We start from the raw sequence: 14,685 nt of genomic DNA, 5'->3' as shown, positions 1-14,685 counted from the left end.
GATTTGCTTTCATCGACGCCTGGAAAGAAGAATGGTCTGTCGAGTTTCTCTGCCAGATTATGCGGGTCACATCGCGGGGGGGGCGTGCTTGGCAGGTGCGCCCGATGAGCCAACGTTAGCATGATGATATGGTGCTTTTGGTCCATATCCGTGAGCAGTACCGCCTCAGCCTGGAAAGCTATGGGCGGCCGCGTATGACCGAAGAGTTACAAGAATTGAGCTTGAATGTCGGTCACCGTCGCGTTGGTCGTTTGATGCGTGAGAATGGCATCAAAATCGTCAGAACCCAGAAATACAAGGCGACGACCATTGCCCGGCAGGCGATTGCAAAGCAATCTGCCGAGAGGGGGACAGCAATCACACGTTCAACATTGCGCCCAATTTGCTGGATCAGGACTTCTCAGCTGATGGTCCCAACCACAAATGGGCTGGAGACATCAGCTACATCTGGACCAGCGAAGCTTGGCTGTATTTAGCCGTTAACCTTGATTTGTATTCTCGCCGCGTCATCGGTTGGGCCGTTAGTAACCGCATGAAGCGGGATCTGGCGATCCGGGCGTTGGACATGGCGGTGGCCCTGTGACAGCCGCCCAAGGACTGCATTCATCATACGGATCGCGGGTCGCAGTATTGTTCCAACGAGTATCAAAAACGTCTGAAAAAGCACGGCTTCAAGGTATCAATGAGCGGCAAAGGTAATTGTTACGACAATTCCATGGTTGAAACGTTCTTTAAAACCCCTTCTCGGGACATTGCTACGCAATACCCTGAGGTATCTCGCCTGTGCAATTGATCGTATGCCGCTTTGGACAACGCTAAATCCGTACGAAGTTAAAGGACGCCCGGCCCCAACGCGATTTGTAAAAAACAACCGGATGGTCCAAGGAAAACTCAAGCCATCCAGCGCGATCTAAATCTCAACCACATTGGTCAATTCAAATTTCGTGACATCGACAAGCCCAAGATCACTGATCCGCAATTCAGGAATGACAACGAGTGCCAGCAGAGAATGTTGCATATAGGCATTGTTCATTGTGCAACCGCAGACGGCCATCGCCTCGATCATCTTTTTGGCTTGGGCTGCGACCTCGGCGGCGGGTTTGTCGGACATCAGTCCCGCAATCGGCAGTTCGATGAGCGCAAGTTCTCTGCCGTCTTTGAAAACGGTCACACCGCCGCCGACGTCACCCAACCGGTTTGCCGCAAGCGCCATGTTGGCGCGCGATGTGCCGACAACAATCATGTGGTGACTGTCGTGCGCCACGGTCGAGGCGATGGCCATGTCGCCGGTATATCCAAAACCAGATACAAAGCCGTTTGACACATGGCCCGTTCCGCGATGGCGTTCAACAAGTGCGATTTGACAGACTTCGCCCGTAGCCTGCACCCGGCCTTCGGTGACGGGAAGTTCAAAGGTCAGCGCTTTGGTTGGAGCTTGATTTTCAACCACTCCAATCACTTTGGCGGTGACGGCGTTCGCGCCTTCGGGGGCTGGAATATCAAAATCCGCCTCGTCCAGTGTTTTGCCCATATGCACGGTTTGGCGTGCGGTGTCTGGCCAGTTGAAATGCGGACATTCAACGGTGATCTGCCCATTGATCGCGACGGTCTTGCCGCGCGCAATTACCTGTTCGATCGGCAGTGATTTCAGATCAGAGGTGACAATCACATCCGCGCGACGGCCCGGTGCAATGCTGCCCAACTCGCGTTCAAGCCCGAAATGGGTCGCCGTGTTGATCGTCGCCATTTGCAAGGCCACCAGCGGGTCACAACCACACTCAATCGCATGACGGACAACGCGGTTCATGTGCCCGTCGTTCACAAGTGTTTCGGCCATGCAATCATCGGTACACAGGATGAAATTGCGGGGATCAAGACCGCGTTCTGTCACGGCGGTAATCTGGCTTTCGACGTCGTACCACGCTGATCCCAGTCGCATCATGGAGCGCATGCCGTTGCGCACCCGCGCCAGCGCGTCCGTCTCTGCTGTGCCCTCGTGATCGTCCGCTGCGCCCCCCGCCACATAAGCCGAAAACGCGGCCCCCTTATCGGGCGACGCATAGTGCCCGCCAACGGTTTTACCAGCGTTCATCGTCGCGGCCATCTCTGCCAACATCTGGGGATCACCATTAATGACACCGGGGAAATTCATCATTTCGCCCAAACCAATAATCCCCGGCCAACCCATGGCTTCGGCCACATCTTCGGCGCTGATCTCAAACCCTGTTGTCTCCAATCCGGGCGCAGAGGGCGCACAAGACGGCATCTGGGTGAAGATATTGACCGGCTGCATTAGGGCTTCGTCATGCATCATGCGCACGCCTTCAAGCCCAAGCACATTGGCAATCTCATGGGGGTCGGTAAACATTGTCGTGGTCCCGTGCGGGATCACTGCGGCGGCAAATTCAGCGGGCGTCAGCATGCCGCTTTCGATGTGCATATGCCCGTCACACAGCCCCGGGATCAGATAACGGCCAGTGGCGTCGATCGTTTGGGTATCTGGGCCAATGCAATGGGACGCATCAGGCCCGACATAGGCAAACCGCCCTTCCGCAATAGCCACCTGCCAGCCCTCCAACACCTCACGTGTCTGGACATTCACCAGTTTACCGCCCGTGATCACAAGATCGGCGGCATCCCGTCCCGCAGCTACAGCGATAAGACGCGGGGCAACATCGGCCCAAGATTGAAGATTCTGGGTCATAGGTTTTAGTCCAACTGTCTTTGAAAGGGTTAGGGCAACGTCGCCATGGTAGTTTTATAACGGTTCAGGACGGCGGGGATATCGACGTCCATGCAGATCTTGCACACCCGTTCTGAGAAAGCATGCGGTACCATTTCCCCGATGTTTTCGCCTTCGGTGATCACTTGAAGCCTGACGTCTCGCATGGTGAACAGTTCCGGTGCTTCGCAGGCGATAAGCGCTGCGGGGTCGTGCAAATAGCCCTGATATTTCCCAGTCACCGTCTCATAGAACCGCATGTAGAACTCACCGATGTCCTTAAGGAACCCTCCCGCTTTGGGAGACTTTTCCGCCATGTCATCGTAATCGCTTTGGAAAAACGAAATCTGGGTCGTCACATCCAGCCCCACGATGATGACGGTGCCAGTACCGGGGGCGGTCAGCACTTTGTTGGCGGCATGGGGGTCATTCCAGAAATTCGCCTCGGCGTGGGGGGTGACGTTTCCGCCCGCCTCAAGAGACCCGCCCATGATGACAAGTTGGCGCAGGTTGGCGATAAAGTTGGGATCGATATCCAACGCCAGTGCGATATTGGTCAGCGGGCCGATGGCGCAGACGGTCAATTCGCCCGGCTTACGCGCGGCCTCAGCCGCCAAAAACGCCGCCGCGCTTTCGGCTTCGGCAGTGGTTGAAATGGTGCGGTCGATCATGTCGCCAAAGCCGTGTTTGCCGTGAACATGGGCGCTGGGGGTGTTTGGCGTGATCTTAAGCGGGGTTTGCGCGCCACCATAGACGGGGGTTTGTGTCTGTACACTTTCCGCTAGCCACAGCGCGTTTTGCGTCGCGTCTTCGACCGTGACATTACCGAAAATGGTGGTCATCGCCACCAGGTCCGTTTGTGCAGAAGCATGCGCATAATAGAACGTCATTGCGTCATCGACGCCGGGATCTGTATCAAGAATTGTCTTCATTTGGGTATCCTTTCAGGACTTCTTGGACGTCTTGCAACGTCGGAATGGAATGTGCAGCACCATAGGTCTGGATCGACAGGGCTGCGGCCGCGTTCGCCATGCGCAAAGCGTCTATATCGGACAGGCCTGCCAACACAGCGCAAAGGAAAAAGCCGAAAAACGTATCCCCCGCCGCCGTGGTGTCGATGGGTTTCACCGGAAGGCTTGCGATATGAAGCGGCATTCCATCACGATAAAGAGTCGCGCCGTCCGCGCCTTTTGTGACGACAACGAGGGGGATGCCGATCTTGGCAATTGTCGTGGCCAGTGCCTGTTCCAACTGCGCAGCCTCGATCTCGTTCAACACGAGCAAATTAAGATGCTGTGAAAGTGACCGCACCAATTCGGCGTCAAAAGGGGCTGCGACAAGCCCAATTTTCATGCCCTTCGCACGGGCCTTTTCGACGGCGTAGTGCTGGTTGTTGGTTTCGTTCTGAAGAACCAGCCAATCTTCAGGTTTGGCTGTGACAAGACATTGATCGATATGGTTTCGCGAAATTTCGGTATTGGCACCTGCGCATAAGATGATAGCGTTTTCGCGGTCATCGTCTAGCAACACATAGGCTTCGCCTGTTGCATGATCCGCGCGTTCAATCGCCTCAGTCTTGAGCCCAAATCGTTCGATTTCACCTAGCGTATCAGCGTCGTCCTTATGAACTGCGCCGATATGGGTGACGAGCTGTCCCGCACGGTGCAGCGCAAGGGATATGTTCAACCCCTTTCCGCCCAAACACGTCGAGGCCTCGTGCCCAGCGAGGGTTTCACCGGGGCAGGGGAAACGCCGCACTTTAATAGTTTTGTCCCGATTGATCGAGCCGAGGTTAAATACAGTCGCCGACATCCTATTGCCCTTTCACATAAGGTTCGCCAGCGGCACGCGGCGGGATCGCCCGCCCGATCAGCCCGGCTAGAATAAGGATCGTCAGCAGATAGGGAAGTACGTCAAGCAATTGCCCCTGCACTCGGATTGTCGCGATCCGTTCGACCACATCAGGTCGCAGTGAAAGCGCTTGCAAATACCCGAACAGCACGGTCGCCCCAAGTGCATGCCATGGTCGCCATTTCGCAAAGATAAGGGCTGCAAGGGCGATATAGCCCCGCCCCGCCGTCATATCGCGCGTAAAGCCCGCCTGAAGGGATGTCGCCAGATAAGCCCCTGCGACGCCACATAAAATGCCACAGATAATCACAGCGCTATAGCGCAACCTTACGACCGAAATGCCGGCGGTGTCGACAGCCGCAGGGTTTTCACCAACCGCCCGCAACCGCAGCCCGAACCGTGTTCGGTACAAAATCCACCATGTCGCCGGCACCGTCAAAACAGCCAGATAGGTGATGATCGAATGGCCTGAGATCAGTTCAGAATAGATGCGCATGACCAAAGGTGCATCGTTAATCTCTCGGATCTTTGTCAACGCGCCGGGCCAATTTAGGGTCTCAAAACGGGCGGCCCCAGACAGCTGCGGCGTGCGCCCGCCTTGTGCAAACCAGCTTTGGGCGGCAACGACTGTTACACCTGCCCCGAAAAAATTGATCGCCACGCCAGAAATCAGCTGGTTCCCGCGAAAGGTGATCGACGCCAGCCCATGCAACAGCGACAGCGCAACGGCCCCTGCGACCCCGGCCAGCATCCCAACCCAAGCACTGCCTGTGACATAAGCCGCCGACGCAGACATGAACGCCGCCATCAGCATCTTGCCTTCCAGCCCGATGTCCACAACACCTGCGCGTTCTGAAAACAGGCCCGCCAAACACGCCAACAAAAGCGGAACTGCAAATCGAATGGCACCGTCAAGCACGGCAAGATCAAATAAGGCTGTTATATCCATCTTAGTCTTTAGTCCCTCTGGTTTGTGGGCCACGCAGCATGAACCATGCAAACTCAACAGGGGCACGCATCATGTTATTCAGCGCACCTGTGAAAATGATCACCAAGGCCTGAATGACGATGATCATGTCGCGCGGGATATTTGACTGCAGCGCAAGTTCGGCCCCACCTTGATAAAGGGCCCCGAACAGAACGGCGGCAAGCACGACGCCCATGGGATGGCTACGCCCCATCAAGGCGACAGCAATCCCAATAAAGCCCGCCCCCTCGACGGCATTCAAGACCAAGCTTTCGGCCTCTCCCATCACATTATTGATCGCCATCAGGCCTGCCAAACCGCCCGATATCATCATTGCTACAATGGTGATTTTCGACGCACTTATTCCGGCGTATTGGGCTGCGCGCACCGATTGGCCAAAGCATCGGATTTCATACCCCAGCCGGGTTTTCCAGATCAAAACCCAGACCGAAAATGCAGAGACAAGCGCGACGAGGAAGGTAATGTTCACCGGGGATTGTGCCGAAAACGGAATGCCAATGGGGGCCAGCAAATCGGCCAGCGACGGCAGGCTTGTTGTTTCGGGAAACTTGGCGGTTGCGGGGGCCATCCCTTCACCCTTGATGGGGCCGATCAACAGATAATTCAAAAGGCCCGCGGCCACAAAGTTCGTCATGATCGTGGTGATCACAATGTGGCTGCCACGTTTTGCCTGCAAATACGCAGGCCCCAGCGCCCAAAGCGCACCAAAGGCAGCCGCGCCGATGCTTGAGACCACCAGCGCCAGCGACCAATGCGGCCATGGAATATAAAGGCAGACCAAAGCAACCCCCAAACCACCCAACATCGCCTGACCTTCGCCACCGATGTTGAAGATCCGCGCCTGAAACGCGACGGCCACGGCAAGGCCCGTGAAAATGAAATTCGTTGTATAATAAAGCGTATAACCCCACGCGTAACTGGATCCGAACGCGCCGTTTACCATCACTTTGGCAGCCAGCCACGGGTTTTCCCCAATGGCCGCCACAAACAACGCTGAAATCACCGCCGCAGACAACAAAGATAGCATTGGGACAAAGACGATGTCCGCCCATTTAGGAAGCGCGAACATCACGCGGCCTCCTGACGCATACCGGCCATCAACAGGCCAAGTTCATTGGCATTGGTTTGCGCCGTCTGCCGCTCCCCCATGATTTCGCCATCAAACATGACGATAACCCGGTCAGTCAGGGCAAGAATTTCGTCCAGTTCGACCGACACTAATAGAATGGCTTTGCCCTGATCGCGCAACGCGATGATCTGCTGGTGAATGAATTCGATCGCCCCGATATCGACGCCGCGTGTGGGTTGGCCGACAAGCAGAAGATCTGGGTTATTCTCAATCTCGCGGGCGACCACCAGTTTTTGCTGGTTGCCACCGGAAAAATTCTTGGCTGCAAGGTAGGGATCGCGGGGACGCACGTCAAAGCGCTCCATCTTGGCGGCGGTATCCGCCTGAATGGCCGCGTCGTTCATCAACATCCCATGGCGGCGAAATTTCGGGCTGCGATGATAGCCAAAGGCGATGTTTTCCCATGCGGTATGGTTCATGATCAGCGCATCGCGGTGCCTGTCTTCGGGGATGTGACCGATACCCGCCACGCGACGACTGGCGGCATCAGATCCACGGCCCTTCAATGGCAAGGCGTCGCCGTTCAGTGTGATGTCGCCCTGTGCCGCCGAACATCCACCAAGCACTTCAAGTACTTCGGATTGACCATTGCCGCTGACACCAGCAATGCCCAATATTTCGCCCGCTTTCACGTCAAACGAAATGCTTTTGACCCGCTGCACGCCACGCTCGTCTGTCACGCTCAAACCCTTGACCTGCAACACAGCTGGGCCTGGTTTGGCCACGGCTTTGTCCACTTGCATCATGACTTTGCGCCCCACCATAAGCTCTGCCAGCTTTTGCGGTGTGCAGCCTGACGTCGGCAATGTGTCGATGATTTCACCACGTCGCATGACGCTGACCGTGTCGGTGATGTCCATAATTTCGCGCAGTTTGTGCGTGATCAGTATCGTGGTTTTTCCTTCGCCACGCAGGCGTTTGAGAATCGCAAAAAGCTGGTCTGCTTCTTTGGGGGTCAACACACCCGTTGGTTCATCAAGGATCAGGATTTCGGCGTTCCGGTACAGCGCCTTAAGGATTTCGACACGCTGCTGCATGCCGACGCCAATATCGGACACCAAGGCATCTTGATCGATTTCAAGCCCATAGTCCCGCGACAAAGCCTCAAGCGATGTGCGCGCATCCGCCATCGCACCACGCAAAACCCTGCCCCCTTCTGCACCAAGCAGGACATTTTCCAGCACGGTAAAGGTGTCGATCAGTTTGAAATGCTGGAACACCATGCCAATGCCCGCCGCGATAGCCGCTTGGCTGTTGGCAATCTGAACCGGTTGGCCGTTGATCGCGATGTCGCCTGTGTCAGCCCTGTAATAGCCGTATAAAATCGACATCAGCGTCGATTTTCCCGCACCGTTTTCACCAATGATCCCGTGAATTGTGCCGGGCATAACATCGAAGGTGATGTTTTTGTTAGCAACGATAGGGCCAAAGGATTTTGAGACATCCCGAATGGAAATCGCAGGGCAATCTTGGGGCATATTGATCCTCATGAAAGACAGGTTCTTCGTCGGCCGAACCGCGAACAGCCCGACCGACAGGGAGAACACCGACGTTAGAACTGCACGAAGGGGCAGCTTTCGTTTGACATGTAGTCGTGCACGACCAACGCACCTGACGTGATTGCGGCCTCGGCCTCGACCAGCGCTGTGCGCATGTCGTCTGACACAATTGCGTCGTTGAATTCGTCCAACGTGTAACCGACACCACCATTGGCAACGCCCATGACATTGATGCCTTCTGCGATCAGGCCATCCCCTTTGAGCGCGCTGAACACAGCATTGTCGACCCGCTTGACCATGGAGGTCAGCACCTGCCCGGGGTGGAGATAGTTCTGATTGGAATCAACGCCAATTGACAAGATATCCTGATCCGTGGCGGTTTGCAGAACACCCACGCCGGTGCCGCCCGCCGCTGCGAAAACCACATCGGCATTTTGACTGATTTGCGCCAACGTCAGCTCGGATCCTTTGATCGGGTCGTTCCACGCCGACGGCGTTGTGCCGACCATGTTCGTGATGACAGTGGCGTCCACATTGGCCGCCAGAACCCCTTCGGCGTAACCACAGCCAAATTTGCGGATCAGCGGAATATCCATGCCGCCGATAAAGCCGACAACATCTGTTTCAGACGCCATGCCAGCCATCAAGCCGACAAGATAGGACCCCTCATGTTCGTTGAACACGACAGAGCGGACGTTGGGCTGGTCCACCACCATGTCGATGATGACAAAATCGGTATCCGGGTAGACAGGCGCCACAGTATCCAAGGCCGCGGCCCATGCAAAGCCGGCGACAACAATCGGGCTTTTGCCAGTTTCAGCAAACCGGCGGATCGCTTGTTCGCGCTGCGCGTCTGAACTGATCTCAAAGTTGGCATAAGTTCCGCCCGTCTCGGACGCCCAGCGTTCTGCCCCTGTATAGGCGGCCTCGTTGAACGATTTGTCGAATTTACCACCAAGGTCAAAGACAACTGCGGGTTCCGCAATGCTCATCCCTGCAAAGCCCATAGCGGATGCGATGAGTGTCGATGTGAAAAGTGAATGTTTCATGTTTTGATTCCCCCCAGCGAATTGGATAGCGCCAGAAAAACGTTTGCGCAAACGTTTTTTTCCGTTAACGTCCAACCACTTTGAATACCTGTGATGCCGCAGAGCGCCTCAGGCTCACCAACAACGGAGTTAGAAATGTCATCTAAATTGAAGCTATCCACGGTCCTGGCATCGGGGTTTCTGGCCACAACAGCCGCTGCCGACACCACGTTGCACGTCATTCATATCAACGACCTTCACAGCCGGATTCAGCCAATCAGCCGGTTTGACGGCACATGCAGCGTTGAAGACAACACCGAGGGCAAGTGCTTTGGCGGCGTGGCCCGCGTGGCAACTGTCATCAACCAGTTGCGGGCAGACCTGGCAGGCGAAAATGTGATCGTTTTGGATGCGGGCGATCAGTACCAAGGGTCGCTGATGTACGCGACATACAAGGGCGATGCCGAAATCGAATTCATGAACACGATCGGATTCGATGCCATGGCTGTGGGCAACCACGAATTTGATGATGGCGATGAAGGTTTGGCCAAACTTGCCAACGGTGTGGATTTTCCTGTGATCTCTGGCAACATCGACGTCAGCCAATCAAATCTTTTGGCGGGAATCGTGGACAATCACGTGGTGCTTGAGGTTGGCGGTCAGCGCATTGGGATCATTTCGGCACTTGCGGCGGATACACCCGAAACGTCATCACCGTCTGACTCGGTTATTTTTACCAATGAGATCGAAAGCCTTCAGGCTGATGTCGATGCGTTGACGGATGATGGTGTGAATATGATCATCGCGTTGAACCACGTCGGCGTGAACATGGACATGGCGATTGCCGAAGCCGTGGATGGGATCGACGCCGTTGTTGGCGGACATTCCCACACCTTGATGTCCAACACAGACGAAGACGCGATGTCCTATCCGACGATGGTCGGCAATGTACCGGTCGTGCAGGCCTATGCCTATTCCAAATACGTCGGGCACCTGACGTTGGTTTTTGATGACGCGGGCAATGTGACATCAGCGACCGGCGACACGATCTTGCTGGATGCCTCTGTGGCCGAAGACGAAGCCATTGCAACGCGCGTCACCGAACTGGCCGGCCCTATTGATGATCTGATGGTGCAGGTTGTGTCGCAAAGCACCGCCGTCATCGAAGGATCGCGCGAGGTCTGCCGCGCGATGGAATGCGCCATGGGCAATCTTGTGGCCGATGCCATGCTGGATCGCACGGCGGACCAAGGCGTCGTTGGGGTGATCCAGAACGGCGGCGGCATTCGCGCCACGATTGACAGCGGTGAAGTGACCATGGGCGAGATCATTACGGTTTTGCCGTTCCAAAACACGCTGGCAACGTTCGAAGCCACAGGTGCCGACATTTTGGCCGCATTGGAAAATGGCGTCAGCGAAATGGAAGATGGTGCAGGGCGTTTTCCGCAGGTCGCGGGCATCACCTTTACTGTTGATCTGAACAATGCCCCTTTTGCGCGTGTGTCGGATGTGACCATCGCAGGTTCGCCAGTTGACGAAGCAGCGACCTACCTGTTGGCCACCAACAATTACATGCGCAACGGCGGTGATGGGTATGCGATGTTCGAAGACGCCACCAACGCCTATGATTTCGGTCCGGGTCTTGAGCGTGTCGTCGCCGACTACCTCGTCGAGAATGGGCCCTACACGCCCTACACCGATGGCCGCATCACAGTGATCGACGCAGAATAAACAAATCGGTTGTAAGCCCGCATCCTGATCGGGATGCGGGGTTACATTGTTTGAGAGCAGGCCAAAATTTGCGCTCTCTTGCGATAGTGTTCATCTTGCTCAGAACGTGTCACAACGCATGCACGCGCACCCCTTTCCAAGACGAGACACCGCATGGCAAAGATAAAAGAAGTTGCACAGCTCGCCAACGTTTCGATCTCTACCGTATCTCACGTTGTCAACGGCACGCGCTATGTCAGCCCCAAGACCAAAGAACAGGTGCAAGCCGCGATTGCGACCTTGGGGTACAAGGCAAATTCAGCGGCACGGGCTCTCAAGGCGGGGTCGTTCCAAACGATTGCAATGTTGGTCGAGCGATCCACAAATCCGTTCTTTTCCGAGGTCGTGCAAGCGTTCGAAGAGGTCTGTTTCAACGAGGGATTTCTTCTGACGATTTCCATTTGTGACGGGCAGGAAGAACGGCAAGTCGAGCAGATGAAGTTCCTCCAAGCCCGCGGCGCCGACGGCTATGCCATTCTTCTCGAAAGCATATCAGGCGGGCTCGCCAAACTGCTGCGTAACGAAAACCAGACTCCCACAATTGCCCTTGATTCAGGCGAATACGAAGACATCCCGTCCTTCAAGGATAACTCCTTCCTCGGGGGCCAAATCGCTGCCAGACACTTTGCCGAATTGGGTCGACGCCGCATTCTTGTGCTGGCAGGGCCCGAACGCCATTCCAGGATGATGGATCGACTTTCAGGGTTCCAACAGGAATGGTCCATGAATGGGTTCGATGTAGACGACGTCCGAATTGTTCACAGCCCATTGACGTTCTCGGCTGGTTTCAAGGCAACAATGGATGCTGGCACCAAGCTGGCCAAGGTTGATGGGGTCATGGCTCTGTGTGACGCGCTTGCCATCGGCTCCATGGCCGCGATCTCCCAACTTGGGCGACAGGTCCCCGAAGAAATAGCCGTTATAGGCTATGACAATATTGAAATGTCGAAATACACGTCGCCGACCTTAACGACCGTATCCCAGAGCGCCAGTCGATTTGGCCGCGCCGCTGCAGAGGCGATCATTTCAAATATCAAAGGCGAAAATACCGAAACAAGTGACCAACTGGTTCAACCGCGCCTTTTAAAACGCGGATCGACCGCGACATAAATAAATCAGACACCAAAACAAAGCCACCTGCCGGCGCGAGGCGTTGTTATGTCCGAACCTTTGCTTAGGGCGCTGTTCAAACCACATGTGCTTGCGCTTTCTTTGGGCAACCGTCTCGACAAGACAGTCCGCGACATATGTGTTCTTGCACCCTGCGATGACTGGTCAGATTGAGATCCAGCATGGTTGAGCCGTTTAAACGGCAGTTTTGGTGACAAATGCTGCGCCAGCAATAGCCGCGCGAGCAAAAGGCTGGAAAGTCCGCATAGCCGACCTTAACTGCGCCGAACCGTTGATTTTTGGTTGCCGCACTGCCGCAAGTCCGGTTTGAGCCCGAACTTACTGATGCTGCGGTGCGTTTTAATGTCTGCTCCCCAAGCGTTTGGGAAACAGACACAATAACAAGCGGTTCGTTATAATCCCAAGTCACTTAGGATGTGGCGGGTGATCGTATCATGTACTGCCGCCCGATCGGTGCCTGCCGGATCAGTACAAACCGGATCATCTTGTTCTTCTTGAAGGATCGCTTCGGCCATCGGCTTGCACAGCGGAAGCGCTGTGAAGTGCATCGCTGGTGCGATCGTATCGATTTGCGCTGTTGGCAGTAATGTATCAAATCCGCTTTGTACGAAATCGACCGCAAATAACCGATCCTCACCTTGGCCCAAGCCAATCAGACGAACGTTGTCTATGACATCTGTTGTTGCAGCACCATCCAGCCCCCAAATCAAACCGGGATCAATCGCAGTGACGTGCGTGACGCGCGGGTCGGCAAAAGACGCGTTCCATGCTGTTTCGCTTATGTCCTCAACGGAGACGCCGATTTGTGCGAGGCCTGCGCAGTGACTGGACTGAGCCTCATATGTCTCGCAGTGATCCACATATCCTGCATGGTCACCGCGCACGCCACCCATAGAAAGAGCGGTCCAGCCACCGTACGAAAAACCAGCCGCCATAATCCTGTTCGGATCAACATGCGTCGCAAATTTTGGATCATCTAAGAGTGTGTCCAGTGCAAGGCTTAGATCTTGCACCCGTGTCCAATGTTGCAAACCAAGACGCATATCAAAATCGCCCCAGGTCGAGTTCGGGTGATTAACGGAAACCACGATTGCGCCTTGTTCAGCCAATTGCGTTGCAAGCCAAGTCAACGACCGGATGTTGCCACCCATCCCATGGCTAAGAAGCACAACGGGGTGTTGCCCATCCTGCAAAGTGGCCTCTTCGACAACTGTGACACCGTGAAAGACTGCGCTGTCCGCGAAATCAAAGGCGCGTCCATCGCCCATGGATGGATACCAGATTGCGCCAATCATGCCTCTTTGATGGTGGGGGGCTTCGACGCTAAACGGGGCGTACCCCGCAGGTTCGGCTGAGATTGTTGTTGCGACTGTGCAAAGGGCTGCGGTGATTGTGAGGGCCAATTTCATGGGTCATGCTCCTATTAAGTTGCGATGACGCTATTTGGCCCAAACTCGTTGTTTCGTGCGTCCTAAAACCGGTTTAAGGTCGCCAAGATCCCGTCTTAGGTCGTAAACACAAAAAATATAAAAGCGACGGATCGAATAATGCCAAGCCTTCCTATACCTTTGATAAGCTCGCTATTTCTCGGGGCGTTGTTGATCCGTATTTGGTTCATTGACCGCAAGCATGGACCACTGGGCATTTTGCTAGGGGTATGCGCGCTTCAAGGTGTGATCATCTCACTTGCGCAGCACTATGGTGTTTGCGGATTTTCGTTACTTCAACCCGTGACAGCCACATTTATTGCACCAATGGCCTGGGTTGCATTTCAAACATCAGCAGTACGCCATCGCTTGCCTGTCGATTACCTTAATTTGCTTGGCCCTTTATGCGCTGCTGTCAGCCTTGGCGTTGCCCCTGATTTTCTTGATGTATTGATCCCCGCCTTGTCTGTTGGATACGGGGGGGCAATTTTGTGGGTAAGTCTGCAAGGACCTGACGCAATGCCACGGATGCGGCTGGAGGCGGGCGATTTGCCTGGTTATATCTGGCAGATCATTGGTGGGGCATTAATAGCGGCGGCGCTTACAGATGTGTTGATTGTAGGCGCACAGCTTTTTGGGGCAGGTTACTTACAACCATGGATCATCAGTATCTACTCCAGCGTCATGTTGTTGATCGTCGGAGGGTTGAGCCTTTCAACAGCGCTTGAGACCGAAAATACCGACGCGGGGGATGATGATGCCCAACCGCTTGTTTCGGATCAAGATGCAGAGATCATCGCAAAGCTTGATGCGCTCATGGCACAGCAAAACCTCTATCTGAATCCAGAGCTTACTTTGTCTTTGTTATCGCGCCGACTGCTTGTTCCTGCCAAACAATTATCTGCTGCAATCAACAGAACAACCGGGGGTAATGTCTCACGCTACATCAACGCAGCGCGGATAAAGGCAGCCCAAGCAAAGCTTGTGTCAGGTGACAACATCACCAATGCGATGCTTTCTTCAGGCTTTAATACCAAATCGAACTTCAACCGAGAATTTCTGCGGATAACGGGCAAAAACCCAAGCGAATGGCTCGCCCAGCAAAAGGCAGCAGACAACATGTAAGACTGACACTGATGC

Annotated in this window: 11 protein-coding genes and 1 pseudogene; 4 read left to right on the top strand and 8 right to left on the bottom strand. The window is 54.9% G+C overall.

The window, feature by feature from the left end:
* A pseudogene (locus ABJL60_RS20440) lies at positions 1-739 on the top strand (IS3 family transposase); the annotation flags it as partial.
* A gap of 171 nt (positions 740-910) precedes the next feature.
* Here ABJL60_RS20440 and ade read toward each other — a convergent pair.
* The 7 genes from ade to ABJL60_RS20405 form a co-directional block, all read right to left on the bottom strand.
* Positions 911-2,704 carry an adenine deaminase gene (gene ade / locus ABJL60_RS20435; RefSeq protein WP_348432449.1) on the bottom strand — a complete coding sequence of 598 codons (1,794 nt, stop codon included), beginning with the start codon at positions 2,702-2,704 and terminating at the stop codon, positions 911-913.
* 29 nt (positions 2,705-2,733) lie between these two features.
* Positions 2,734-3,654, bottom strand: a complete 921-nt coding sequence (locus ABJL60_RS20430) for a nucleoside hydrolase (protein WP_348432448.1) — start codon at positions 3,652-3,654, stop codon at positions 2,734-2,736.
* Entirely contained in the window at positions 3,638-4,534 is an 897-nt protein-coding gene (locus ABJL60_RS20425; RefSeq protein WP_348432447.1) for a PfkB family carbohydrate kinase, read from the bottom strand. Before ABJL60_RS20425 ends, ABJL60_RS20430 begins: the two co-directional genes overlap by 17 nt.
* 1 nt (position 4,535) lies before the next feature.
* Positions 4,536-5,522, bottom strand: a complete 987-nt coding sequence (locus ABJL60_RS20420) for an ABC transporter permease (RefSeq protein WP_348291334.1) — start codon at positions 5,520-5,522, stop codon at positions 4,536-4,538.
* A gap of 1 nt (position 5,523) precedes the next feature.
* Positions 5,524-6,630, bottom strand: coding sequence for an ABC transporter permease (locus ABJL60_RS20415; protein WP_348291336.1), 1,107 nt, complete (start codon positions 6,628-6,630; stop codon positions 5,524-5,526).
* On the bottom strand, positions 6,630-8,168 hold the full coding sequence (locus ABJL60_RS20410; RefSeq protein ID WP_348432445.1) for an ABC transporter ATP-binding protein: 1,539 nt from the start codon (positions 8,166-8,168) through the stop codon (positions 6,630-6,632). The genes ABJL60_RS20415 and ABJL60_RS20410 overlap by 1 nt, the downstream gene beginning before the upstream one ends.
* Before the next feature lie 74 nt (positions 8,169-8,242).
* Positions 8,243-9,238 (bottom strand): BMP family ABC transporter substrate-binding protein, encoded by a 996-nt coding sequence (locus ABJL60_RS20405; protein WP_348432443.1) that lies wholly within the window; start codon positions 9,236-9,238, stop codon positions 8,243-8,245.
* Between the two features lie 135 nt (positions 9,239-9,373).
* Here ABJL60_RS20405 and ABJL60_RS20400 point away from each other — a divergent pair, with 135 nt between their 5' ends.
* On the top strand, positions 9,374-10,948 hold the full coding sequence (locus ABJL60_RS20400) for a bifunctional metallophosphatase/5'-nucleotidase (RefSeq protein ID WP_348432442.1): 1,575 nt from the start codon (positions 9,374-9,376) through the stop codon (positions 10,946-10,948).
* 153 nt (positions 10,949-11,101) lie between these two features.
* Complete coding sequence (locus tag ABJL60_RS20395; RefSeq protein WP_348291344.1) at positions 11,102-12,097, top strand: LacI family DNA-binding transcriptional regulator; 996 nt, start codon at positions 11,102-11,104, stop codon at positions 12,095-12,097.
* Positions 12,098-12,510: 413 nt separating this feature from the next.
* Here ABJL60_RS20395 and ABJL60_RS20390 read toward each other — a convergent pair whose 3' ends face one another.
* Positions 12,511-13,527 carry a hypothetical protein gene (locus ABJL60_RS20390; protein WP_348502189.1) on the bottom strand — a complete coding sequence of 339 codons (1,017 nt, stop codon included), beginning with the start codon at positions 13,525-13,527 and terminating at the stop codon, positions 12,511-12,513.
* 138 nt (positions 13,528-13,665) lie between these two features.
* Between ABJL60_RS20390 and ABJL60_RS20385 the strand changes: the two genes are divergently transcribed.
* Positions 13,666-14,670: a helix-turn-helix domain-containing protein gene (locus ABJL60_RS20385; RefSeq protein ID WP_348432440.1), complete on the top strand. Its 1,005-nt coding sequence runs from the start codon at positions 13,666-13,668 to the stop codon at positions 14,668-14,670.
* The last annotated feature ends 15 nt before the right edge of the window (positions 14,671-14,685 follow it).

The sequence above is a fragment of the Ascidiaceihabitans sp. genome, from assembly GCF_039986515.1.
Taxonomy (GTDB): domain Bacteria; phylum Pseudomonadota; class Alphaproteobacteria; order Rhodobacterales; family Rhodobacteraceae; genus Ascidiaceihabitans.
Note: the sequence above shows the minus strand (reverse complement) of the source record. Positions and strands in the feature narration are given on the sequence as shown.